Source organism: Legionella fairfieldensis ATCC 49588 (assembly GCF_000621525.1).
Lineage (GTDB): Bacteria > Pseudomonadota > Gammaproteobacteria > Legionellales > Legionellaceae > Tatlockia > Tatlockia fairfieldensis.
In genome coordinates, this window is sequence record NZ_JHYC01000008.1 from 1 (window position 1) to 22,165 (window position 22,165).

Below are 22,165 nucleotides of genomic sequence, written 5' to 3' on the forward strand. Positions count from 1 at the left end.
CGTGAATACAGCGGCTGATAATTTTGCTCTTGTAGTCTTGCCGCAATGAGTACCTCAGGCTTGACTCCCAAGCTCACCAATTTGTTGAAACCGACTGTCGATAAAAAGGGAGCTTCTTCGTTAGACATGCTTTACATCACTCTGTAAGAATAAAACAAGGTTATTATACCCTAGTTGATGATTATTGTTGAATCAATTTGGTAAATTATATGACTTTTTCATTTTGCACTGTCTAGAAACCCCCCTTCTTAATGCCTTAAATATTTTTTGGGAATGGCGACCATCATAATAATCAGTATTGTTTTGAGTGTCAGTTGCAACGTTGTTGAAAAACTATATTTTTGAATAGAACAAATCTTCTAACTTACTAGAAGGCTTGCAGTTTTAAAAGAAATTATCAACCCTTCAGTTTTGGTGTTTTGATCAACACATTTTCATCATATTCTGGCTCTACTTGAGAAAAGAACCTGCTATTCTTTTTTTGAAATTTAATGTCAACTGTCGCTCGCATGAAAGCTAGCAGAGGTTCAAACTGCTCAGGTATCTCATCCTTACTAAGGTTAAGTATTCTCAGGACTTGAGGTTGAGCTAACTTAATTTGTTCTTTAGTAAGAGAAGGAATCAAATTTAATAAGGTATAAGCTGCCGCGTAAGTACCATCAATAGTAGCTATCCACTCCTCCTGTGGTGTATTTTCCCTTTCCAAGCTGACATTTAACTCGCGGAGAGCGCTTTCAAAAACTGCTGTAATCTGCTCTTTGTTTAGCTTTGGCAATTTAATTTTAGTACCCTCTAAATATTTTTTATCTGTTAGTCCAGCCAAAGCATAAAACTCTTCTGTCGGGTAATATTTATTTAATTTATCCCTGATTTCATCAGGGGTTAAAGTGGATACCAGCGCAGCGAAATTTATAATATCTGTTGAATCGTGTATGTCATCTTTAAGGTCATTTTTTGTTAATTTTTTAATTCGAGGAACGAATAAAATCAAAGTCTTCACCATTATTCGATGATACTCTATAATCATGGAATCTACTGCCCCATCTACTACTACCCTATCGTCCCCATAGAGGAACTTGGAGCTATCTCTGGAACGAGTTACTAATTCGAGGTAAGTATCTACTTGTTCATCAGTGAGATAGGGAGCTATAAATTCCATTACCTTATAAAAATCCTCATTAATTTCTTCCTGGAAGTCATTATTGCCAACATTTTCAATTAAATTTGAAATTCCCTCAAAAATATGTTGAATATTAATTTCAGAAAGAGAGGAAAAATCTTTAAGTTTGGCTAGGTTATGTAATGCTTTTTTCCATATAGAAGGGTCATTGCTGTATAATTTTTGTATATTATCCTGTAACATAGTGAACCTATAATAACAACATAGTTATTAAATTATAATGTTTGTTTGTTAAATTAACAACATGTATTGTTAATAATACTTATTCAGTAATCACTATATTATTGTCTTAGCTATCAGGCAGATTGCCTGTCGTCATGTAAAACCCAATGGTTTCTGTTACACGTTCTTTAGAAGGGAGGTATCCTGGTTTTAAAAAAGAGTACTGCATGTCAATGGGATTACAAATAAGCGCTCTTACCAGCCGGGGTCCTGAACCTGGCATGCCTGCGTGCATGACTTTTCTATTATCGACTAATAAAATATCGCCTTTTTTCCATAAAAAAGAAGAGTAATGGTTTCGCATTGATTTAGCTAATTTCTGAATGTCTTTTTTGTTGAAACAGCTTCCTACTTTAATGTTATTGAAAGATGGTAGCTTCTTTTGTGCTCTGTGGATCATCCATTTGGATCTTAAGAGATGAAGTGATTCTTTAGGTGAATAAAAAAAAGAGGCCAACATCACGTAAAAAGATTCCAGAAAATGAAACACAAAAGAAGGTAACTTCCACACAAAGCGGTGCCAAAACCAAGTCTTTCCCTGGTAGTCTTGCATAAAAGACTTTCGCAATTCTGCATTAAGAGAAGGAATTTCAAACAGATTAATTTGTAATGCTTTTTTTTGTGTCACAGGATGTAGTAAAACACTGGGTTTATACATTAGAATAAATTTGTCTTTATCGCCGACAACTGGAAGATCAAATTGCATCGCTATTTTTTCCACGGTTTCTGGGGCAATTTTATATCGTTCAGCTGCTTCCGAAACGAGCCATTTTGCTACAAACCAGGTATTTTTTTCCAAGCGCTCTGTTAGTGAAGGGTCCAAACTTTGATAGAGTTTCTCGGTATTAATCAATCCAGTTTCGCCTCCAAGAAGAGACGGTTTATGACAGCAGAAGGCAATATAACTAGGCACATCAGGTGTGTAGTAATTTTCAGTATGAAATCCTCCTAAATATAAGGTTCCTCCTGTTTTATAAATTGCATTTGTGTATAAAACAAACTTTAAGTTACTCGCATGAATTCGCCCTTCTTCCGACATGAACGCGTCACTTATTCCTCGTAAGCCAGGGATAGTGGTTACGGTTTTTTCAAAGTCTTCGTCTGAATGAACATCAAAACCTCTTAATAGAACTGCACCATAAATTGACAAATCATTTAAAATACTCTCATAATGAGAAGCAAGGAAGCGTTGCAGGAATTCAAGGTCATTAGCACCGTTGGCTTCAATAACCAAAGGCATCTCTTTTTCCTCTGAAAGAATCAGGCGCTCGTCATTACGAAGAAATCGGGTTATTACTCCAGAGTAACGATTGTTCATGATGAGCAACTCCATGCTGAATGAGACTATCAAAAAACTATAACATAATTCGAGAAGAGTCTGACATAAAATAGTCGCTCATTGGCCTGTTTTTAGTTATGCTACTAATGCTAATCAGAAAGAGATTTTTCTTATTATGAAAGAAAGACCCCCGATAAAATACAGTCGAATGAAAAGCTTTAATGCGCGCTGGCCTGCATGGCTTGCTCTGATTATTGTCGCTTTATTGTATGAGGCGCTGCCCAAAATATTTTATTGGGGACCACGGGGTTTAATGATTGGTTTGGTTACTCTTCTTATCATACCCATCATGGTAACCCACTGGCGTAAACATCTTCGAATCACTCGCTTTCTCTTTTTAAGCGTGAATATTTTGATCACCATTTATACTGTTATGTCAGTTAGCCGTTTGGTTTTCGCTACGATGCATGGCCATATAGGTCCTAAGCATTTACTTATTTCTTCGATAATATTATGGTGTACGAATATTTTCGTTTTTGCTTTATGGTACTGGAGTCTTGATGCCGGGGGGCCAAGTCGGAGAGAATTAAGAGAAAACAAAGGTATTACGGCCTTTTTATTTCCACAAACGCAAATGTTATTGGCTGAAAAAGAATCAGCTATTCCTGATTCCGTAAGAAATTGGGTGCCAAACTTTATCGACTATTTATTTTTATCATTTAACACCACAGCGGCTTTTTCTCCTACCGATACTCCAGTGTTAACTCGCTGGGCAAAATGTGTGTGTATGATACAATCTTTAATCTCGCTCACTATTATTTTAATGTTAGCAGCACGAGCTATCAGTATTCTTAATCCTGGCGAGAGCTATTTTGTGTCCTAAACGCAGAAAATTGGCGTGTTGTAAATTGACAAATTTCCTTGTCTTCACCCAAAATGAATAAAGCAACTAAAAAAATCAGTCATGGAATATAAAGATTACTATAAAATAATGGGGCTTGATCGTGGCGCAAGCCAGGAAGAAATTAAACGTTCTTATCGCAAACTTGCACGCAAATACCATCCGGATGTAAGTAAAGAGGAAAACGCCGAAGCTAAATTTAAAGAACTGGGTGAAGCCTATGACGTGTTACGTGATCCTGAAAAACGTGCTAAATACGACCAATATGGTGAGTATTGGAAAGAGCAGGGGGCGAATCCTTATACGAAAAAACAGCACTACCAACAGGCTGACGAAAGCCAGGCTGCTGATTTTGAGGATTTTCTTAATAGTATCTTTCGAGAGCGTTATCATCAGCAATATAGTTCTTTTTATGATCAGGGGCAGGATATTCATGCCAAATTAACTATTAGTCTGGAAGATAGTTTTCAAGGTGCGGAAAAAACGTTGCAATTACAAATTCCTGTTATCGATAGTCAGGGTAATGTGGATGATCGTGTTCGGGCTATCAAGGTAAAAATTCCAAAAGGGATTGGTGATAAACAGCAAATTCGTTTAAAAGGGCAAGGTGGAAAAGGTGCTCATCACCATGCCGGGGATTTATATATCGAAATTAACATTAACCCGCATCCCTGGTTTCATTTACAAAAAAAAGATATTTATTTAAAAATTCCTGTATCTCCCTGGGAAGCCGCTCTGGGAGCCACTATTCAGGTTCCTACGCTTGCAGGACCTGTGAAGTTAAAAATTCCAAAAGGTTCTCAGACGGGTAAACAGATGCGTCTTAAAGGTAGAGGTTTACCTGGCAACCCACCGGGGGATCAATATATTAGTCTTGAGATTGTTATTCCTCAGACAGACGATCCGGAGGTAGCCAGATTGTATACGCAACTGGCTAATACTGTTCATTTTAATCCACGGGAAAAACTAGGAGTGAGCAATGGTTGAACATAAAAAAGAACCTCTCACAGCAGAGTGTGAAGAATGGTTTTTTCTGTCATTGCGTGAGGTTACTTCTTCCTTTGGCGTGTCTACGGAGATAGTCACAGAAATTATTAATGAAGGAATTATTACCGTAAAAAAAGATGAAAAAGATGAATGGTTATTTGATAATGAAGCAATACGCCGTATCCGCACGGTATTACAATTAAATCGGGATTTGGGGGTTAATTTAGCTGGCGCAGGACTTGCTTTGGAATTAATGACCGAGATTGAGCGTTTAAGGGCGTTGCTGACCAGAAATTTGTCTGACAGTTAGAAATCAGGAACAAGTCGTGTTAAGGTCAGCCATCAGAAACAAAAAGAGGAAAAACTCATGAGAAAATCGTACCTGTTCAGTTTAATAATTATAGGGGTTGCTTTGTTGGCTGGTTGTCAGAAAGCGAGTAATATGAATTTTTTTAATTCGTTTTCTTCCGATCAAGCCCTTACTTCTTCTGTTAATTCTGCACTAATAAACAGTGAAGAACTCTCTAATCTTCGTATTCAAGTTGAAACTCAAAAAGGAGTGGTCTTTTTAAATGGTTATGTAAAAACAATTCGCCAAAGTGATACTGCTGGTAATTTGGCAGCGAATGTACCCGGTGTTAAAGGGGTGCAAAATGGGTTGATTGTGCGTAAATAATATTCATCGAGCGATATAAAGTCTTATATCGCTCGCAGTATTTCCATTTAAGAAAAAATTCGGATACAACGTACACCAAAAATAATAAATCCTTTCAAAACAAAAACCTGAGAAGCACTGGAACTATTGGTAGAGAAGGCGTTAAACCAGGCACTCTCTTGCGGAGAAGAGGCTGTTTCAGTAGAACTCCAATAAAGACCAGGATCAGTTGCAGCTCCTCCTGTAGTCAGGCCAGCAATGTCAGTGTTCTGGTTATTGATTAAATTAGATTGCATGTTTTGTTGCAGCGGGTTTGTTACTGTACCACAATTAACTCCCAAAACGGGATTCGCGCCATATCCCATTTCGCAAATGGCAGGTAAATACCAGCCTGAAACACCATTAATAGGAGCGCTGCAAAGCCCTGCGGCATAGGTATAAGGATCCAGACCATTATTAACCGTTAAGGCTTCAATAATCCGGAAAGTATTACCGCCAGGGGGTGGTGAAGGTTGATTCAAACCATTGCTTACACTGTCTGCATTAGTAATAATGCAGTTATCATAAGGCGGGGTAGTACATCCACTACTGGAATCCCAGATGATACCGCTGGAGGGTGATTGATCCACAAGCGCTGCAATTTTACCACTTACACTACCTGAAACAGGCGTCGAATCATCAATGCTAAATACATAACCATTTTGGTATTGATTTCCATAGGTCAGAACAATAATACTTGCTGCCAGGGGATTTGTATTACTTCCTTGAATAGTAAGTATACTAGGTGTTGGGACATTAGGTGAAGGACTACTTGGTACAGTACCAGGAGTAATTGTTAATAAACAGGTTGCGCCTGGTGCCAAGGTTCCACAACTTGCAGGTGATATGGATGTTCCACTCGGCAGGGCGGGCGAGATGACATAATTCACATTTTCTGCAGGTCCGCTGCCTAGATTAGTAATGGTCAAGGTACGTGCTTTGGATGTATTGACTCCCGCACCGGATGCTACTGTAAAAATTCCTTGCGCTGCCAATACAAGTGTATTGGTAGAAAGGCTAAGTGTACTGGCAGGCAGAGGTAGGGCAGTAACCCGTAAAATGGCTTGTTGGCTTGGCTGTGAGCAAAGAAAAGGATCGGGTGTATTATCGTTCAATCCTTTTGTTTTGCAGATTATTGGCCCTCCAAAGATAAACCCTGTAGATGGTAACTGCCCACCATTGACTTGCAAGGTTAAGAGACAGGTTTGTCCGGGAAACAGAGTGAATGGATTAGTACATCCATTTGTGCCAACAACGTTTTGACTAATGCCAGCTTGAGGTCTCATGGTTAAGGTGCGAATGATTTTAGTATTATTGGTCACTTGATAACTCACCGTTGCAATCTGATTGGGAAAGAGTTGCAGGGTAGTTGGTGTAATTGGAATGATACTAAAAGTGGGTTGTGCTCCTTGTATCAAACCACTATATATACATATCAGTAAAACACCCGCCATATTTTTTATGTACCTATCCATTTTTCATTCTCTATATTTCATTTAATTGCTGTTATCAAACCAGATTGTATCCATCCTTTTAACAAAGAGGCTGCTCGCAGGCCAACGTCTTCTTCATTCAGCCATTTGCAAAGACCTGCGCAGAGTTTAGCAAAGGTAGAACCTTGAATTAAAGTATCCAGCGCCCAGACTTCTTCTTCAACCAACGTGTAAAAGTGGTTGATATAATCTCGTCGCCACAAAACCCAGGAAGCAAGAGATGATTTTGGGCTGGGTAAAAGCACGGTCTGTTTTTCGGAGATAGATTGCCATAACTCTACACTGTTCCAGAAAAAATTCATACGCTGTACTGATGGATGAAAAATAAACCGGGTGGTGGCCCAGGATTCTGGAGGAATGGTTGCCATTTGCTCAATAGTTAAAACCTCACAGTCTGCCGCATCAAAGGCGAGAGTCATTTTCCATTCAAACTCGGCTAATTCTGCCAAATACGGTCTGGTTTTGTCATTGCATAAATAACTGGCGAATGCATCACCATACCAGCGAATAGAGCGATAGGAGGAGGGATATTGATCAATATAATTATTACCCAGACGTTGAAATTCATCACCACCCAGGTAAGTATTTAACACTGGAAAATTGTGGGCCAAGGCATCCAGTAAACGACACCGATAGGCATCAAGGTAAATGCCCAGACGTTGATCAACCGATAATTTCTCGGAGCGTACAATATCTTCTTCTATATTCCTCTGTCCGTTCAATAAGTAATCCTGGAATTGATGTTGCAGACTGAGTAAACCTCTCATGAGACAAGTCCTTCCGCGGGACTTTGTTCACCGATTTTTCTGGCTTGATTTAATTCTATTAATAATTCAGACAGGGGAGGAATATGGTCATCGCGTTCTATCATGGTAGATATTGGGCCAAATCGGGCAATGGTTTTAGCGTAAAGATCCCAAACCGGTGGAACAATGGACGCATCATGCGTGTCGATTATGTAGCAGCCTTGATTAGAATGACCTGCAAGATGAATTTGCACAACACGCTCAGGTTTTATTGCTTCGATGTAATCCAACGGGTGAAAATCATGATTTACAGCACTGACGTAGATATTATTGACATCCAGTAAATGATAGCAGTCAGCCTGTTTAACAATCTCTGAAATAAATTCCCATTCAGTCATTTCTGATTGAAGAAAGGTAAGATAACTTGAAACGTTTTCAATTAAAATCTGGCGCCCCAGGTAATCTTGAATCTCATTGATACGCGAAACAACATGAGTAATGGTTTCTTCAGTATAAGGTAGAGGTAATAAGTCATGCATATTTAAGCCATTAATGCCAGTCCAGCATAAATGATCCGAAATCCACACTGGCTCAATACGTTCTGCCAATGATTTTAATTGTTTAAGATAATTATAATCCAATGAATCCGTGCTACCGAGTGAGAGTGAAACACCATGCATGGCAAGAGGGTAGTGGGCACGAATCTGATCCAGATAATACAAGGGTTTACCGCCTGGAATCAGGTAATTTTCACTGATTATTTCAAACCAGTCTACAGGAGGCTTTTGTTGTAAAATAGTTTCATAATGTTCGGAACGTAAACCTAACCCAAAACCAAGATAGGGAAATCCATTTTTTTGAGAGTGCATAAAATAACCAAAACCGGACATGTTAAAATATGTCCGGTATTAAGATTTCAATTTATTGTTGTTGAGTAGTACTGTCTGGAGCACTACCAGTGCCTGTAGTATTCGAGGCGTCTATTGTGCCACCGGCTTGTTGGCATTGATCTTGAGTCATCATGGAAACACCTTGTCCTTTGCAGGAATTTTGACCTTTGCAAGAGTTGGAAGCGGTTTTACAGCTACTTTGACCTTTGCAAGAATTGACACCTTTACAATGAACCATAGTGGATGCATCACTGGAAGAAGAGGATGCCAATGCTGGAGCTACTGAAAATAGGGTTGCTGCGCCAACAGCTAATGCTGCGCCGGTGAGCTGTACTTTGTTCATAAAAGTTCCTTTTATAATGAGCCAAATGAATGAATGCCGAGCAGTGATTAAAAAGTAACAGCATCGGCAACCGAAAGTGTAGAGAGTAAAAATCAGTCTTGTCAAGCTAATTTATTTTTTATTTGGCACAAAGATTTAGAATCTGTTCTGTTATGTGCGTCATTAGTACTAAGGCAATAAAAATACTTTAAAAAAGACTTGGAGGAATAAAGAGCAGAGTTACCAGTTGCGTACTTCAGAGGAATTAATATATAACCTATCGATAAGCTCTGTTTTAAAAGAAGCAGGCCCTGTAGCTCTGCTTGTTGCGGGTCCTGCGCAATTGGCATAAAATTCAACAGCGGAACTGGCTGCCAGGAAACGTTCTTCTTCCATGGCATGAAAAGCACCAATAATTGAAGAAAGTAAACTGGCGATGCCCGCTACTTTTTGCAGAAGGGAAGAATCAAAATTAAATTGGGCTAGTTGATTCGCATCGATAACAGCATGAATTCTTCCTGACATTACTACCGCGACGTTGTATTTTTTTGATAATAGTGTTGCCTGTTCAATCGCTGCCTCATGCTCAACTTTATTATTATGATCCCTAGAGAGGGGCCTGTTTAGTAATCCGGCAATTTCGTTGGGATACGCTCGAATAATGGCAATGTTATGATTTTTAATAAGATGAACGGCTGTATTTGTTCTATAGCAACTGGCTCCTGCGCCTACTGGATCTAAAATGATTGGTTTATTGACTTTGTTCGCTATTTGGCAAATACGGTTACAAAGATTAATAAAACAATCATCCAGTTTTCCCAGATTTATTACGACTGATTGGGCTAATGTTAATAACTCTTCTATCTCTTGTTCCGCATTACTAAGTATCGGAAAAGCGTTTATACTGCGTAATCCACTCGCAATAAGATAAGTCGCATAATAATTGGTAATATTTAATATGGCAGGCTTTTCCTGCCTGATGCGGATCAAAATCTCTTGCGTTTTTTCTGCCATAAAGTCCCTTGAATAGTCAGATTATTTTTTATCATATGCAGCAAGCGCTGCTTTCACCGCAGGGCGTTTGCTGACCGTGTTATACCATTCTGCCAAATGAGGAAATTTATGATCATTAATGGCCGTTTTATAGAAGTTTTCATAGCCATATAGCCACGGCCAGATAGCCATGTCTGCAATGGTATAATCTTTCCCTGCAAAATAGTTATTCTGCATCAGTTGTTTATCCATGACTGCCATTAAACGAAGCACCTCTTCAGTATAGCGTTTTTTAGCGTAAGGAATACTTTTGGAAGCAAAATGGCAAAAATGACCATACTGACCAAACATAGGTCCAATATGTCCCACTTGAAAGTAACACCATTTAAGCACTTCAAATTTTGGCTTCATTTCCTGAGGTAAAAATTGTTCGTGTTTTTCAGCTAAATATTCAAGAATGGCAACGCTTTCGAATAAATAAAAATCATTTTCAGCATCATAAAGCACTGGAATTTTATTATTGGGTGAGATACGTAAAAATTCAGGAGTGAATTGTTCGCCTTCGCCTATGTTAATTGATTTAATTTCATAGGGTGTTGCCAATTCTTCCAGCATAATAGTTGGTTTAATGCCATTAGGTGTGCCAAATGAATAAAGAATATACATAGTATCATCCCTGGATTGTATAAAATTACATGAAGATGTCTTCTAAACTATAAGCCAGATTTTTTCTATGTGCCAGGTACTATCGTACTTATGTCATGGATTAAATTACCTGGTAATTAATCATAAAAAACTCATTTTGTTTTAACTGATTCGATAAGATTTGCCCATGCTTCGTTCGACTGGATAATTCCTGTTTAAACTACTCTTAAAAATTATGGTCGGTTCTTAAAGTGCAAAAATCTGGGCCGTATTAATTTTTATCAGTATTGCCTTACAGGGCATGCGGTTTAATCCAGCCTGCGCTAAATGCCAGAAACAAAAAAAGAAACAATATCAGCGATAAACCAATGCGCCAGGTCAAGGCTTTCACCGTGCGTTTGGAGTGTCCACCATCACGGACAAGAAAGACAAGACCGCTACCTAAAGCAATTAAGATAATTAACATAGCGGTAAGGATGATAGCTTTAGTGAACATTTGTTATACTCCTGCTCTTAATTTAGCGAGTGATTGATAAAGATGGTCAGTTTAACCTGTTTTAACCGCCGTTTCACGCCTGGCTGGCGCATGCTGGTGTTAACATTTTTAATAGCGGGTCTTTTTTTTCGCCTGGGCTTTTGGCAATTAGCGCGCGCCGCGGAAAAAAAACGAATGCTGGCAACACAGGCCCGTCTTGCTCAACAGGTGCCGGTGAATTGGAAGCCTGGACTGAAAAATCCTGAGCAATATCAACCTTTAAAAGTAGAAGGACATTATTTACCTGCGCTGTTGTTTTTGGATAATCAGCACTATCAGCACCAATTCGGTTATCATGTTTTTAGTCCTCTATTGTTATCCTCCAACGAGATAATATTAGTTGATCGAGGGTGGGTGATTGGTGATGTAAGCAGAAAAACATTGCCCCTTATTGCTACTCCTGCCCATAACCTGCATTTGACTGGTTATACCTATTATCCGTCGAAAAGGAATTGGGTATTGGGGCAGGTTTATGAAAAGAAAGAGGGAAATATAGCCATTATTGAGCGAATTGATACAAAAATGTTAGGTCAGTTTTTGCATAAATCGGTCTATCCGTTTATTATTCGCCTTGGCAAAGGGGAATCGGATGGATTTGTACGTGAATGGCCCATTGTTGCAATGTCGCCAGAACGACATTATGCCTATGCCTTACAGTGGTTTGCCATGGCATCCCTGATACTCATTCTTTTTATTGTATTAAATTTGAAAAAAACTTATGAACCTGTTTAAACGTAATTATTTAATCTTACTGTTGTTGGCTTTGGTCTTTGCAACGCCGGGTATTATGGCTTATTTATGTTATCTTAACCCTCAATGGCTTGGTTCCAATACAACAAATAAAGGAAAATTGTTAAATCCCTCCGTGTTATTTCCGAGCATGGAGGATAAAGAACACAAATGGCGTCTTATTTTTTGGAGTCCCAATGGTTGTGAAGTGGCTTGTTTGCAGCAAATTAATAAACTGGCTAGAGTACGTCTGGCATTAGGTCGCCATCTTTATGAAATTGAGCAATGGCTGGTTTTGGAAAAAGGTACCTCGCAAATGCCAATAGCTCTGATGCATTCGTTAGGCGAACAGGATATTCATGTCTTACGTCTGACAAAGAATATGCAGGCAAAACTGCCTCTCTTGACTGCAAAACCAGAGGTATTTATCGCCAATCCAGAGGGTTATCTGGTCTTAACCTATACAGAGTCCGCGCAACCGGAAGATATTTATCATGATATTAAACAACTATTAAAGAAGAGCGGTTAAACAAATGCAACTTAAAATAATACGGATTGCAGCAATAATAGCCACAGTTTTGGCCTTGTTTGTAGTAATGCTGGGTGCCTACACTCGTTTGACCGATGCCGGTTTGGGTTGTCCTGATTGGCCGGGTTGCTATGGTCATATGGTATTGCCAGGTGCGCAGCAGGCATTAAACTTTGCCCAAAGTCAGTATCCTGAGATTCCGATTGAAACAGCTAAAGCCTGGACGGAAATGGCTCATCGTTATGCCGCGGGTACGCTTGGACTTTTTATTTTGTTTATTGCGGGGTCAGTTTTTGGATTACGCAAACGAGGACTGTGTTTGCCCTGGCAATTACCCTTGATTCTTGTGGGTTTGCTTTTATTTCAAGCCGCCTTAGGGATGTGGACGGTCACTTTGAAATTATTACCTGTAGTTGTTATGGGACATCTGCTGGGAGGAATCCTCATTTTTTCTTGCTTAAGTCGTTTATGCGTGCAATTAAGTCCCATTGTACCCGTTAATTTGCCGCGCTGGCATTTTTGGATTGTTTTAGGCGCTGTGATTGTCTTTTGTCAGATTGCTTTGGGTGGATGGGTAAGTTCAAACTACGCTGGCATTGCTTGCATTGGTTTTCCACAATGCAACGGACAATGGCTGCCAACCTTGCATTTTTCACAGGGGTTTAATTTGTTTTCACCGGTAGGGGCTAATTATCAGGGGGGGCTACTCGATAATGATATTCGAATAACTATTCAATACATTCACCGTTTAGGGGCCATGATAACTGCAGCTTATGTCTCTATCCTTGCTTTTTTATTACTAATTAAGGTAAATAATCGAAATTTACGCCTGTTTGCCTTATTTGCTTTTCTGCTCGTTGTTATTCAATTTGCTCTGGGTATAATTAATGTAATTTATTTATTGCCTCTGTGGATTGCAGTTGCTCATAATGGGGTGGCAGCATTATTGATGGCAACTCTGGTGATAATGCACTATCTTGGTCAAGGGAGAGGTTATGACGCAGGCTGAAATGAAACCTCGTTTGAAAATAAACTGGCATGATTATCTGGAGCTTTGCAAACCTCGCGTGGTCGCTCTCATGCTGCTCACAGTGGTAGTGGGTATGTATTTAGCCACTCCTGGCTGGGTACCTGTGTCGGTTTTGTTAGCTTCTTTGCTGGGTGTTGGTTTTTGTGCCGGTTCTGCAGCAACTATCAATCATTTGGTTGATAAGCGCATTGACGCAATTATGGCACGCACTAAACAGCGCCCTGTAGCGCGCGGCCGGGTTTCAGTTCGTCAGGCTATTTATTTTGCACTTGTTCTGGCTGTGGCAGGACTGACGATATTGAGTCTGTTTGTTAATACATTAACCGCAATTCTCAGTTTTGTTACTATTATAGGTTATGCAGGTATTTATACGGGTTATCTTAAGCGTGCAACACCGCAAAATATTGTTATCGGAGGGTTGGCTGGTGCGGCACCCCCTTTGCTGGGTTGGACTGCAGTAACTAATCAGCTTGATCCCCAGGCTCTTCTTTTGGTGCTGATTATTTATACCTGGACACCGCCACATTTTTGGGCGCTTGCTATTTATCGTTTTGAAGAATATAAATATGCTGAAATTCCGATGCTGCCTGTTACGCACGGTATTGCTTTCACTAAATTAAATATAGTCTTATATACAATCCTGTTGTTGATTGTAAGTATTCTGCCTTTCATTGTGGGTATGAGTGGTGGTCTTTATCTGGTCGGAGCAGTTCTATTAGGAGTGCGTTTTTTACAATGGACGATAATCTTGTATCGATCGACAGAACCAGTCGTTGCCCTGCGTACTTTTCGTTTTTCTATCATTTATTTAATGATGCTCTTCGTTTTTTTATTAATTGATCATTATGTCTAGAGGATAAAATGTCTACTCGAAACAATCATATTAACCGAACAGTAATAGCGTTGATAGCATTCATGGCTTTAATTGCCGGTCTATTTATTTCTCAACATTTTCACCAGAAAAAGAAAATTGATCCCAGTGAGTTTAATGGTACTTTGCTTGAACAACCACGAGGAATAAAAACCTTTAGCCTAACCGGTGTTGATAAAAAAAGTTTTAATAACGCCAGTCTTCAAGGACACTGGACAATGATGTTTTTTGGATTTACCAGTTGTGGTTACGTATGTCCGACAACCATGGCTGAGCTGGGTAAAATGTATCATCTCCTCGAAGAAAAGGGAGTAGAGTTGCCCCGAGTGGTTATGATTTCTGTGGACCCGGACAGAGATAGTCTTGATAAGCTAGCGCATTATGTTCAAGCGTTTAATGCTCATTTTTATGGTGCCAGAGGCGATGATAACATGTTAAAACAAATGACACGGGAAATGGGAATCGCATACACCAAAGTCGCCATGGCTAATTCGGAAGATGCAACGAATTATGATATAGAACATAGTGGAGCCATCATGCTTTTTAATCCAAAAGGTGAATTAAATGCATTTTTCACCACTCCTCATCAAGCTGCTTTATTAGCTAACGATTATCAGCTATTAGTTTCAGTTTCATAAGGCTAAATTTCTACAGGATATAACTCGGAAATTGAAATGAGGGCGATATTATTATCGCTCATCTTGCCGTAATCCCAGGCAGTATTAGTGTTAAAAAATAAACCAAAATAGTAGAAATGTTTACAGATTCTAACTAGGCTTTAAATAGGACAATAGATTCTGGATTTGCAGGTATTCTACTCTCTTGGCCAAAATACTTTAATTTCTGTGCTTAAAAGCAGGCTTTAGTGCCAGTTAGCGAAATGCAGACCTATAAAAAATTATAAATAAAAGGAACATCGATTCATGAAAATTGCAATATTGGCCACAAATCCTCAATTATATTCACATCGGCGCTTAAAAATAGCTGGTGAGGAGGCGGGGCATGAGGTTAGCTTTATTAACCCTTTATATTGTTACATGAATGTCGCAGCGTCTAATCCTAAAGTGCATTATCGTGGGGGGGAGCCATTACCTCAATTTGACGCGGTGATTCCCCGGATTGGTGCTTCCAATACTTATTATGGTACAGCGCTATTAAGACATATGGAAACCATGGGTATTTATACTCTGAATGAATCCATTGCAATCTCACGTTCACGCGATAAATTTCGTTCGTTACAATTGCTGGCGCGCAAAGGGATCCCGATGCCTTTAACCAGTTTTGCACAATCACCTGATGATACGGAAGATTTGGTGCGCATGGTAGGAGGGGCACCCTTGGTGATTAAACTTCTGGAAGGCACACAGGGAAAAGGGGTTATTTTAGCGGATAGCCATCAATCAGCAGTGAGTATTATTAATGCCTTTAAGGAAATGTCAGCTAACATTTTAGTTCAGGAATTTATCGAAGAATCGCGTGGTACGGATATTCGTTGTTTTGTTATAGGTGATAAAGTGGTTGCTGCTGTGAAACGACAAGCCAAAGAAGGTGATTTTCGGGCAAATGTTCATCAGGGAGGTAAAGCAGTCAAGGTAAAATTATCACCGCAGGAACGAGCCATTGCTATTAGTGCTGCTAAAACAATGGGATTAAAAGTGGCTGGAGTGGATTTGATTCGTTCCAATCATGGTCCCTTGGTTCTTGAAATTAACTCCTCACCAGGGCTTGAAGGAGTCGAAAAAGCCACGCATGTTAATATTGCTGCTAAAATTATTCAATATGTTGAAAAAAACGCCAAACCTAAAGGGGTGAATCAACGGTTCCAGGGATGAAGACGAGACAACCTATTATTATTGCCGGTGAAACGATTGAAGCCGGAGAAGAACGATGCATCAAATTGTCACTGGCGATGCTGTATACTTCAACGCCTATCGAAGTACCGGTTTACGTAGTTCATGGCAAAAAAGAAGGCCCCATACTGTTTATTACGGCAGCCATTCATGGGGATGAAATTAATGGGGTAGAAATTATCCGCAGGCTTCGCCATAGTCCGCAAATTAAACGTTTGCGAGGTACATTGATTACTATTCCTGTAGTGAATGTGTATGGACTTATCCTGCATTCCCGCTATTTACCCGATCGTCGCGATTTAAATCGTCATTTTCCCGGCAGCGAGCAAGGATCAATGACCTCGAAACTTGCCAAACTGCTTATGACAGAAATTGTCACGCATTCAACACACGGGATTGATCTACATACAGGCGCGCTCCATCGTAGCAATTATCCTCAAATACGTTTCAGTCAGCAAAGTGTCAAATCTGCCTTAATGGCACAGGCTTTCGCTGCGCCAATTATCGTACCTTCCAATCTTCGAGATGGTTCGTTACGTCATGCCACAGAAAATCTGGATATACCTATGATTGTTTATGAAGCAGGGGAAGCGTTACGTTTTGATAATTTTGCAATTAAATTGGGTGTACAAGGCATATTAAAAGTCATGGTGTATTTGAAAATGCTTGCTCCCTCGCAAGGAATGCACGTGGCGAAGGCTAAATTACCCCCAGTCATTGCAAAAACGACCGTCTGGGTACGTGCTTTGAGGAGCGGGATGGTCATTGAAAGCAAACTCCTTGGGGCTAAAATTTCACAGGGTGAATTGCTTTGTATGATCGCAGATCCCTTGGGAAACAATGAAATCGGGGTTTGTTCTCCTTTTGATGGCGTGATTATCGGTAAAACCAATATTCCATTAGTGAATGAAGGCGATGCGCTTTTTCATATTGCCTTATTTGAAGATTGGAATAATCTGGAGTGGCCGCTTGATAATCCGGATGAGTGGGAGTGAGATCTGTATGAACAACACAAGCTGGATATTAAGCGTCATCACCTCGCGCTTTTTTCTGTCGTTGTTGGGTTTTTCCTGATAACCAATCCGGATTCACATCAAACTCTTCTGCCAGGCGATTAAGGAGCGCTTGTTCAGGAAGGGTGATACCATTTAAAAACGCTTCCGCTTTGAATTTAGGAATTTTTAGTAGTTTGGAAAACACAGCAATTCGCTCATCAAGACGTTGCGGCACATCAATAGCATCCAGCTCTTTATTAAGCCGCTCCGCAAATTGTTTGTTTGGCATGCCCGTCTCACTGTAAATTTTTCATATGTATGTTCTATAGCATAAAAAAATGGTTTTGCAATTAAATTAGTTTAAATTCTCATTGATTAATCGGATAAGACCCTCAACCCACAAGTCGCCATCATTGACAGCGGGTATCAATGTTAATTGTTGTCCCCCCAGTTCCTGCCACTGTTTTTTAGCTCGAATGCCAATTTCTTCCAGCGTCTCCAGGCAATCAGTAACGAAAGAAGGGCAAGCGATTGCAAGGCGTTTTATCCCCTTATTAGCCAGTTCAGCGAGTACCTGATCAGTATAAGGCTTTATCCAGGGTGTTTTTCCTAATCTCGACTGGAAGGATACACCGTATTTCTCGGGTGATAAGTTTAATCGTTTTACCAATTCCCGGGTGGTTGCGTAGCATTGTGCCCTATAACAGACGGGTTCTATCAGATTCTCAGGAGCACAGGCTTTTGCACATACTGGATGACAGCCAATACGGCGTAAGTGGCGCTCTGGTATGCCATGATAACTAAATAAGAAGTAATCATGCTCAGAGAGTAAAGGGGCTATTAATGACGCCTGCGCTTCAATAAAACCAGAATCGTTATAAAAGTCCCGAATAATTGTTAATGAAGGGAATACATATCGATGGCTTAATGATTCGAAAACTTTCTCTAGAGAAGTACCTGTTGCAGCAGAAGAATATTGGGGATAAAGAGGTAGTATAATTAACTTATGACAGTCGCTTAACTCATTTAAAGCTTGCGCGATTGATGGATTGCCATAGCGCATTCCCAAAGCAACTTTCCAATAAGTATTACCCAGTCTGGTTTGTAGTTTAAATTGTAAATTGCGACTGTGAACAAGCAAGGGTGAGCCTTTGTCAGTCCAGATTGTCTGGTAAGCCTGGGCCGTTTTTTGGGGTCGAAAAGGTAGAATAGTAAGATAAACTAACAGGTAGCGTATTAAAGCAGGTAAATCAATCACACGTTTGTCGAGAAGAAATTCCCGTAAATAACGCCTGACTGCAACAATCTTCGAGTTATCAGGTGTACCAAGATTAATAAGTAGTAAACCATTTTTCATTACAAAAACAAACCACCATGGTAAAAGTCACCCTGATACAACATAAAGATATAGCCAGCCTCAGACTAAAGCACTGAACAAATAGCCTCAAAACACCGGATTGTGTAAGAGCTCTATTTCACTCTAATAAGCCCATAAGAACACGAAACAGTGTTTTGAGCACATTTTTCTCGTACCGAGCTTGAACTAGACAGTTTCCGGTTCATCCAATGCAATGACATTAGAAGCGTGTAAGCCACGTTCGCCTTTTTCAAGGTCATAACTTACCTGTTGTCCAGGAACCAATGTTTTATAGCCTGTGCCATGAATTGCAGAGAAGTGAACAAAAATATCTTCACCGCCTCCTTCAGGCATGATAAAACCCCAACCTTTGGCATTATTAAACCATTTGACTTCGCCCGTAGCCATGAATCCTCCTTTTGCTAAAGCTTATCAATCATTAGTAGTTGCTGACTGATCAACTCCATTTATCCCTAAATGACAAGTGTTAACTACTCATTTTACAATGAGCTATTTCACCATACCTAAAATAAAAGCAACTCACAATAGTTTTTATAAAAAATTGTATAAATCAATTAAATTTCAATCAAGCCAGGCTTAAATTAATATTTTGGGAAAGCTTTGTTTTTGGCTGCTAAATTTAAGATAATGCATAAACGATTTTTTAGCTGGATAGATTTATGGCAATAACCGCACTGCTCGATGGGCTTAATGAAAAGCAATGTGAAGCGGTCACTGCACCGCTGGGGAATACTTTGGTTCTGGCAGGCGCCGGTAGTGGTAAAACAAGGGTGCTGGTTAGTCGAATCGCGTGGCTTATTGAACAACAACATCTATCTCCTCATGCTATTTTAGCAGTAACCTTTACCAACAAGGCAGCGGGTGAAATGAAAAACCGCTTGAACAGCTTGCTCGAAACGCCGCTGATTGGTTTGTGGGTCGGAACCTTTCATGGGTTGTGTCATCGGTTACTACGTCGACACTATCAGGAGGCTAAATTACCTGAGCAGTTTCATATTCTGGACAGCGAAGATCAGGCCCGTCTTATTAAACGAGTTATTTCTTCTCTTAATCTTGATGAAGATCAGTGGCCGGTAAAGCAGGCGCAGAGCTTTATTAATAGTAAAAAGGATGAGGGATTAAGGCCCCAACATATTCAGGTCACTCAATACGGTCCTGGTCGCACGCTGGTGCAAATTTATAAAGCTTACGAGCAGGCTTGCCAGATTGCCGGGGTGATTGATTTTGCCGAGATCCTGCTGCGTACTCATGAGCTTTTACGTGATACTCCAGAGTTATTGGCTCATTATCGTCAGCGTTTCCAAGCCATTTTGGTGGATGAGTTTCAGGATACTAACACAATTCAATATGCCTGGATTCGGTTACTTGCCGGGGAACATGCATCAGTAATGGCTGTGGGTGACGATGATCAATCCATTTATGGGTGGCGAGGTGCCAAAGTAGAAAATATTCAGCAATTTTCGCGCGATTTCAAGAATACTCAGATTATCAGATTGGAACAGAACTATCGTTCAACCTCCACTATTTTAGATGCGGCTAATGCCCTTATTACCAATAATAACTCTCGAATGGGCAAAGAATTGTGGACAGCAGGTGCTGCGGGCGAAAAAATTATGGTTTATAGTGCATTTAACGAATTGGAAGAAGCACGCTTTGTTAGCGAACGTATTAGGGTGGAAATAAACCACGGATATAACGCTGACGAAATCGCTGTTTTGTATCGCTCCAATGCACAATCCCGGGTTTTGGAAGAAGCTTTATTACGGGCCGGGGTTGCTTATCGTATTCATGGCGGAGTGCGCTTTTTCGAGCGCGCGGAGATAAAAGATACTTTGGCTTATTTACGTCTTCTGGCTAATCCAGAGGATGATACGGCTTTTGAGCGGGTAATTAATTTTCCTACACGGGGTATTGGTGAAAAAACCCTTGATGAAGTACGTCATCATGCCAAAACAGAGCAAATATCGCTATGGCAGGCTGCGAAACTGGTTTTACAGCGGGAGTTGTTGCCTCAACGGGCAACGGTCGCTTTAATTCGATTTATTGAATTAATTGAAAAACTACAGCAACAGACAGTATCCATGGATCTCGAAGAACAAATCGCTACGGTAATAGAACACAGTGGTTTATATGCTCATTTTGCTAAAATAAAAGGGGATAAATCGGAATCAAGACTGGATAATCTTCAGGAGTTAGTTAACGCAGCCAAGCAATTTCGGTATGAACAGGATGAGGAAGACAATTTACCGCTTCTTGTTGCTTTTCTGGCTCATGCCTCCCTGGAGGCTGGCGAGATGCAGGCGGCAGAGCATGAACGCTATGTGCATTTAATGACACTACATGCAGCAAAGGGCCTGGAGTTTCCGGTCATATTTTTAGTGGGTATGGAAGAAGGAGTGTTTCCCGGCAAACAATCGATAGAAGAGCCGGGTCGGTTGGAAGAAGAACGTCGTCTTTGCTACGTGGGTATGACACGGGCTATGAAAAAATTGATTTTGTCTTATGCTGAAATACGGCGTCAGTATGGACGGGAAGAATATCATCGACCGTCTCGTTTTTTACGTGAATTACCCCCTGATCTGCTGGATGAAATCCGGGTTAAAGCTCGTTTTCAAACGCCTGTTGCGCAGAAAACTATTCCTTCCGCGGCTAAAGATGCAGGGCTAAGATTAGGGCAAAGCGTGAGTCATACCAAGTTTGGACAGGGTATTGTTCTGGCCGTTGAAGGAGCCGGCGCTCATACTCGCGTGCAGGTAAAATTTGCGACAGAAGGAAGTAAATGGCTGGTATTGGCCTATGCCAATTTAACCGTCCTTGAAGATAACTGCGCCCCTTTTTAAGCATAACTCACCAGCCTTACCCGTTTATCCAAAACCGGGTAGGGCATGGTTTTCCAATAGGCTGTTGATCAGAATCCCGGATTAAAGCTTGTTTAGACAAGATTGCTGAAATTACACCTCGCATTAAATCTTCCTGGTGGCAGAGAAATTAAGGAATATCTAAAAAATAGGGTTGAATTTAATACGAGCTGGTGCTACGGTTTGTTGCCAATAAATGTTTATCTTACTTAAGGGGAGCGGCGTGAAATTTACAACACTATTAACAGCAGGTGCGTTAATGGCGGCAATGTCTTCACCGATGGCTTTAGCTGCGGCGAACACTTCGAATAACGGAATGCCAGAGGCGCAAAAAAAACAGATTGAACAAGTCATCCATGATTATTTAGTTAACAATCCACAAGTATTGATGGAAGCGTCTCAGGCACTGCAACAACAGCAGCAGCAACACATGCAACAACAAGCTCAGACGGCTATTCAAAAAAATGCCGACGAATTATTTAACGATAATATGACCGTCGCAGGTAACCCCAAAGGTGATGCCACCCTGGTGGAGTTTTTTGATTATCAATGTATCCACTGTAAAAAAATGGCACCCGTTATCAGTTCATTAATTAAACAAAATTCAAATTTGCGAGTTGTTTATAAAGAATTCCCTATTTTTGGTAAAAGTTCAGAAACGGCATCACGTGCGGTGTTGGCAGCAGCCATGCAAGGTAAATACATGCCTATGCATGAAGCGTTGCTTAAACAGGAAAATCGCTTGAATGACCAGTCAATTATGGATGTGGCAAAATCAGTGGGTCTGGATATGGCAAAATTAAAAACAGATATGAATAGCCAGACAGTGACTGATGCGCTGGCAGCGAATCGACAACTCGCTGAAAAATTGAATCTGATGGGAACTCCAGCGTTTATTATAGCAACAACCCCCAATGGTAAATTAAAAGCAGGCACTACGCCCGCGTTTATCCCGGGTGCGGCCAGTGAAGAAGCGCTTCAGGAACTTATTAAGAAAGCAACATCAAATTCCTAGCGGATTTATTGAACTTATTGATT

The 22,165-nt window shown here is 40.3% G+C and carries 25 protein-coding genes; 13 read left to right on the top strand and 12 right to left on the bottom strand.

All coding sequences use genetic code 11. From position 1 onward, the window contains the following. Positions 1-397: 397 nt before the first annotated feature. On the bottom strand, positions 398-1,363 hold the full coding sequence (locus T345_RS0102375) for a hypothetical protein (RefSeq protein WP_028387934.1): 966 nt from the start codon (positions 1,361-1,363) through the stop codon (positions 398-400). Between the two features lie 106 nt (positions 1,364-1,469). Beyond that, positions 1,470-2,720 (bottom strand): TauD/TfdA family dioxygenase, encoded by a 1,251-nt coding sequence (locus tag T345_RS0102380; protein WP_028387935.1) that lies wholly within the window; start codon positions 2,718-2,720, stop codon positions 1,470-1,472. Between the two features lie 136 nt (positions 2,721-2,856). Here T345_RS0102380 and T345_RS0102385 point away from each other — a divergent pair, with 136 nt between their 5' ends. From T345_RS0102385 to T345_RS0102400, 4 genes are all read left to right on the top strand, one after another. Next, a complete protein-coding gene (locus T345_RS0102385) occupies positions 2,857-3,564 on the top strand; it encodes a hypothetical protein (protein ID WP_242604563.1) in 708 nt (235 codons plus the stop codon). Positions 3,565-3,645: 81 nt separating this feature from the next. After that, positions 3,646-4,569, top strand: coding sequence for a DnaJ C-terminal domain-containing protein (locus T345_RS0102390; RefSeq protein WP_028387937.1), 924 nt, complete (start codon positions 3,646-3,648; stop codon positions 4,567-4,569). After that, on the top strand, positions 4,562-4,879 hold the full coding sequence (locus T345_RS0102395; RefSeq protein WP_028387938.1) for a chaperone modulator CbpM: 318 nt from the start codon (positions 4,562-4,564) through the stop codon (positions 4,877-4,879). The genes T345_RS0102390 and T345_RS0102395 overlap by 8 nt, the downstream gene beginning before the upstream one ends. 57 nt (positions 4,880-4,936) lie before the next feature. Beyond that, positions 4,937-5,245, top strand: coding sequence for a BON domain-containing protein (locus T345_RS0102400; RefSeq protein WP_028387939.1), 309 nt, complete (start codon positions 4,937-4,939; stop codon positions 5,243-5,245). 47 nt (positions 5,246-5,292) lie between these two features. Here T345_RS0102400 and T345_RS0102405 read toward each other — a convergent pair whose 3' ends face one another. From T345_RS0102405 to T345_RS0102435, 7 genes are all read right to left on the bottom strand, one after another. Beyond that, positions 5,293-6,738 carry a DUF1566 domain-containing protein gene (locus tag T345_RS0102405; RefSeq protein ID WP_131777714.1) on the bottom strand — a complete coding sequence of 482 codons (1,446 nt, stop codon included), beginning with the start codon at positions 6,736-6,738 and terminating at the stop codon, positions 5,293-5,295. A gap of 17 nt (positions 6,739-6,755) precedes the next feature. Further along, positions 6,756-7,523 (bottom strand): HvfC/BufC N-terminal domain-containing protein, encoded by a 768-nt coding sequence (locus T345_RS0102410; protein WP_028387941.1) that lies wholly within the window; start codon positions 7,521-7,523, stop codon positions 6,756-6,758. Then, the gene (gene bufB / locus T345_RS0102415; RefSeq protein WP_028387942.1) at positions 7,520-8,371 is read right to left on the bottom strand and encodes an MNIO family bufferin maturase; all 852 of its coding nucleotides are present in this window, start codon (positions 8,369-8,371) and stop codon (positions 7,520-7,522) included. Before bufB ends, T345_RS0102410 begins: the two co-directional genes overlap by 4 nt. A 52-nt stretch (positions 8,372-8,423) precedes the next feature. Beyond that, positions 8,424-8,735 (bottom strand): BufA2 family periplasmic bufferin-type metallophore, encoded by a 312-nt coding sequence (bufA2, locus tag T345_RS13335; RefSeq protein WP_051555095.1) that lies wholly within the window; start codon positions 8,733-8,735, stop codon positions 8,424-8,426. Positions 8,736-8,954: 219 nt separating this feature from the next. After that, positions 8,955-9,728 carry a hydroxyethylthiazole kinase gene (thiM, locus tag T345_RS0102425; protein WP_028387943.1) on the bottom strand — a complete coding sequence of 258 codons (774 nt, stop codon included), beginning with the start codon at positions 9,726-9,728 and terminating at the stop codon, positions 8,955-8,957. A 21-nt stretch (positions 9,729-9,749) separates the two neighbouring features. Then, positions 9,750-10,373 carry a glutathione S-transferase N-terminal domain-containing protein gene (locus T345_RS0102430; protein ID WP_028387944.1) on the bottom strand — a complete coding sequence of 208 codons (624 nt, stop codon included), beginning with the start codon at positions 10,371-10,373 and terminating at the stop codon, positions 9,750-9,752. 271 nt (positions 10,374-10,644) lie between these two features. Continuing rightward, positions 10,645-10,848 carry a twin transmembrane helix small protein gene (locus T345_RS0102435; RefSeq protein WP_028387945.1) on the bottom strand — a complete coding sequence of 68 codons (204 nt, stop codon included), beginning with the start codon at positions 10,846-10,848 and terminating at the stop codon, positions 10,645-10,647. A 42-nt stretch (positions 10,849-10,890) separates the two neighbouring features. Between T345_RS0102435 and T345_RS0102440 the strand changes: the two genes are divergently transcribed. The 7 genes from T345_RS0102440 (at position 10,891) to T345_RS0102470 (ending at position 16,891) form a co-directional block, all read left to right on the top strand. Continuing rightward, the gene (locus T345_RS0102440) at positions 10,891-11,619 is read left to right on the top strand and encodes an SURF1 family protein (RefSeq protein WP_028387946.1); all 729 of its coding nucleotides are present in this window, start codon (positions 10,891-10,893) and stop codon (positions 11,617-11,619) included. Then, entirely contained in the window at positions 11,606-12,145 is a 540-nt protein-coding gene (locus tag T345_RS0102445) for a hypothetical protein (RefSeq protein WP_028387947.1), read from the top strand. Before T345_RS0102440 ends, T345_RS0102445 begins: the two co-directional genes overlap by 14 nt. A gap of 4 nt (positions 12,146-12,149) precedes the next feature. Then, positions 12,150-13,154, top strand: a complete 1,005-nt coding sequence (locus T345_RS0102450) for a COX15/CtaA family protein (protein WP_028387948.1) — start codon at positions 12,150-12,152, stop codon at positions 13,152-13,154. Continuing rightward, positions 13,141-14,028 (top strand): heme o synthase, encoded by an 888-nt coding sequence (gene cyoE / locus T345_RS0102455; protein ID WP_028387949.1) that lies wholly within the window; start codon positions 13,141-13,143, stop codon positions 14,026-14,028. The genes T345_RS0102450 and cyoE overlap by 14 nt, the downstream gene beginning before the upstream one ends. An 8-nt stretch (positions 14,029-14,036) precedes the next feature. Continuing rightward, positions 14,037-14,684, top strand: coding sequence for an SCO family protein (locus tag T345_RS0102460; RefSeq protein ID WP_028387950.1), 648 nt, complete (start codon positions 14,037-14,039; stop codon positions 14,682-14,684). Positions 14,685-14,969: 285 nt separating this feature from the next. Continuing rightward, positions 14,970-15,878, top strand: coding sequence for a 30S ribosomal protein S6--L-glutamate ligase (gene rimK, locus T345_RS0102465; protein WP_028387951.1), 909 nt, complete (start codon positions 14,970-14,972; stop codon positions 15,876-15,878). After that, positions 15,875-16,891, top strand: coding sequence for a succinylglutamate desuccinylase/aspartoacylase family protein (locus T345_RS0102470; protein ID WP_028387952.1), 1,017 nt, complete (start codon positions 15,875-15,877; stop codon positions 16,889-16,891). Before rimK ends, T345_RS0102470 begins: the two co-directional genes overlap by 4 nt. A gap of 28 nt (positions 16,892-16,919) precedes the next feature. Here T345_RS0102470 and T345_RS0102475 read toward each other — a convergent pair whose 3' ends face one another. The 3 genes from T345_RS0102475 to T345_RS0102485 form a co-directional block, all read right to left on the bottom strand. Continuing rightward, positions 16,920-17,180 carry a hypothetical protein gene (locus T345_RS0102475; protein ID WP_028387953.1) on the bottom strand — a complete coding sequence of 87 codons (261 nt, stop codon included), beginning with the start codon at positions 17,178-17,180 and terminating at the stop codon, positions 16,920-16,922. Positions 17,181-17,246: 66 nt separating this feature from the next. Then, positions 17,247-18,248: a ferrochelatase gene (gene hemH, locus T345_RS0102480; RefSeq protein WP_028387954.1), complete on the bottom strand. Its 1,002-nt coding sequence runs from the start codon at positions 18,246-18,248 to the stop codon at positions 17,247-17,249. Positions 18,249-18,434: 186 nt separating this feature from the next. Beyond that, positions 18,435-18,656 carry a cold-shock protein gene (locus T345_RS0102485; protein ID WP_028387955.1) on the bottom strand — a complete coding sequence of 74 codons (222 nt, stop codon included), beginning with the start codon at positions 18,654-18,656 and terminating at the stop codon, positions 18,435-18,437. Between the two features lie 272 nt (positions 18,657-18,928). Between T345_RS0102485 and uvrD the strand changes: the two genes are divergently transcribed. Together uvrD and T345_RS0102495 are read left to right on the top strand one after the other, a co-directional pair. Continuing rightward, positions 18,929-21,109: a DNA helicase II gene (gene uvrD / locus T345_RS0102490; protein ID WP_028387956.1), complete on the top strand. Its 2,181-nt coding sequence runs from the start codon at positions 18,929-18,931 to the stop codon at positions 21,107-21,109. A 241-nt stretch (positions 21,110-21,350) separates the two neighbouring features. Further along, positions 21,351-22,142, top strand: a complete 792-nt coding sequence (locus tag T345_RS0102495; protein ID WP_028387957.1) for a DsbA family protein — start codon at positions 21,351-21,353, stop codon at positions 22,140-22,142. Positions 22,143-22,165 lie beyond the last annotated feature (23 nt).

Excerpts from the sequence above, each read along its gene's own strand:
- T345_RS0102375 (WP_028387934.1), bottom strand. The coding sequence starts at position 1,363 with ATGTTACAGGATAATATACAAAAATTATACAGCAATGACCCTTCTATA.
- T345_RS0102380 (WP_028387935.1), bottom strand. The coding sequence starts at position 2,720 with ATGAACAATCGTTACTCTGGAGTAATAACCCGATTTCTTCGTAATGAC.
- T345_RS0102385 (WP_242604563.1), top strand. The coding sequence starts at position 2,857 with ATGAAAGAAAGACCCCCGATAAAATACAGTCGAATGAAAAGCTTTAAT.
- T345_RS0102390 (WP_028387937.1), top strand. The coding sequence starts at position 3,646 with ATGGAATATAAAGATTACTATAAAATAATGGGGCTTGATCGTGGCGCA.
- T345_RS0102395 (WP_028387938.1), top strand. The coding sequence starts at position 4,562 with ATGGTTGAACATAAAAAAGAACCTCTCACAGCAGAGTGTGAAGAATGG.
- T345_RS0102400 (WP_028387939.1), top strand. The coding sequence starts at position 4,937 with ATGAGAAAATCGTACCTGTTCAGTTTAATAATTATAGGGGTTGCTTTG.
- T345_RS0102405 (WP_131777714.1), bottom strand. The coding sequence starts at position 6,738 with ATGGATAGGTACATAAAAAATATGGCGGGTGTTTTACTGATATGTATA.
- T345_RS0102410 (WP_028387941.1), bottom strand. The coding sequence starts at position 7,523 with ATGAGAGGTTTACTCAGTCTGCAACATCAATTCCAGGATTACTTATTG.
- bufB (WP_028387942.1), bottom strand. The coding sequence starts at position 8,371 with ATGCACTCTCAAAAAAATGGATTTCCCTATCTTGGTTTTGGGTTAGGT.
- bufA2 (WP_051555095.1), bottom strand. The coding sequence starts at position 8,735 with ATGAACAAAGTACAGCTCACCGGCGCAGCATTAGCTGTTGGCGCAGCA.
- thiM (WP_028387943.1), bottom strand. The coding sequence starts at position 9,728 with ATGGCAGAAAAAACGCAAGAGATTTTGATCCGCATCAGGCAGGAAAAG.
- T345_RS0102430 (WP_028387944.1), bottom strand. The coding sequence starts at position 10,373 with ATGTATATTCTTTATTCATTTGGCACACCTAATGGCATTAAACCAACT.
- T345_RS0102435 (WP_028387945.1), bottom strand. The coding sequence starts at position 10,848 with ATGTTCACTAAAGCTATCATCCTTACCGCTATGTTAATTATCTTAATT.
- T345_RS0102440 (WP_028387946.1), top strand. The coding sequence starts at position 10,891 with ATGGTCAGTTTAACCTGTTTTAACCGCCGTTTCACGCCTGGCTGGCGC.
- T345_RS0102445 (WP_028387947.1), top strand. The coding sequence starts at position 11,606 with ATGAACCTGTTTAAACGTAATTATTTAATCTTACTGTTGTTGGCTTTG.
- T345_RS0102450 (WP_028387948.1), top strand. The coding sequence starts at position 12,150 with ATGCAACTTAAAATAATACGGATTGCAGCAATAATAGCCACAGTTTTG.
- cyoE (WP_028387949.1), top strand. The coding sequence starts at position 13,141 with ATGACGCAGGCTGAAATGAAACCTCGTTTGAAAATAAACTGGCATGAT.
- T345_RS0102460 (WP_028387950.1), top strand. The coding sequence starts at position 14,037 with ATGTCTACTCGAAACAATCATATTAACCGAACAGTAATAGCGTTGATA.
- rimK (WP_028387951.1), top strand. The coding sequence starts at position 14,970 with ATGAAAATTGCAATATTGGCCACAAATCCTCAATTATATTCACATCGG.
- T345_RS0102470 (WP_028387952.1), top strand. The coding sequence starts at position 15,875 with ATGAAGACGAGACAACCTATTATTATTGCCGGTGAAACGATTGAAGCC.
- T345_RS0102475 (WP_028387953.1), bottom strand. The coding sequence starts at position 17,180 with ATGCCAAACAAACAATTTGCGGAGCGGCTTAATAAAGAGCTGGATGCT.
- hemH (WP_028387954.1), bottom strand. The coding sequence starts at position 18,248 with ATGAAAAATGGTTTACTACTTATTAATCTTGGTACACCTGATAACTCG.
- T345_RS0102485 (WP_028387955.1), bottom strand. The coding sequence starts at position 18,656 with ATGGCTACGGGCGAAGTCAAATGGTTTAATAATGCCAAAGGTTGGGGT.
- uvrD (WP_028387956.1), top strand. The coding sequence starts at position 18,929 with ATGGCAATAACCGCACTGCTCGATGGGCTTAATGAAAAGCAATGTGAA.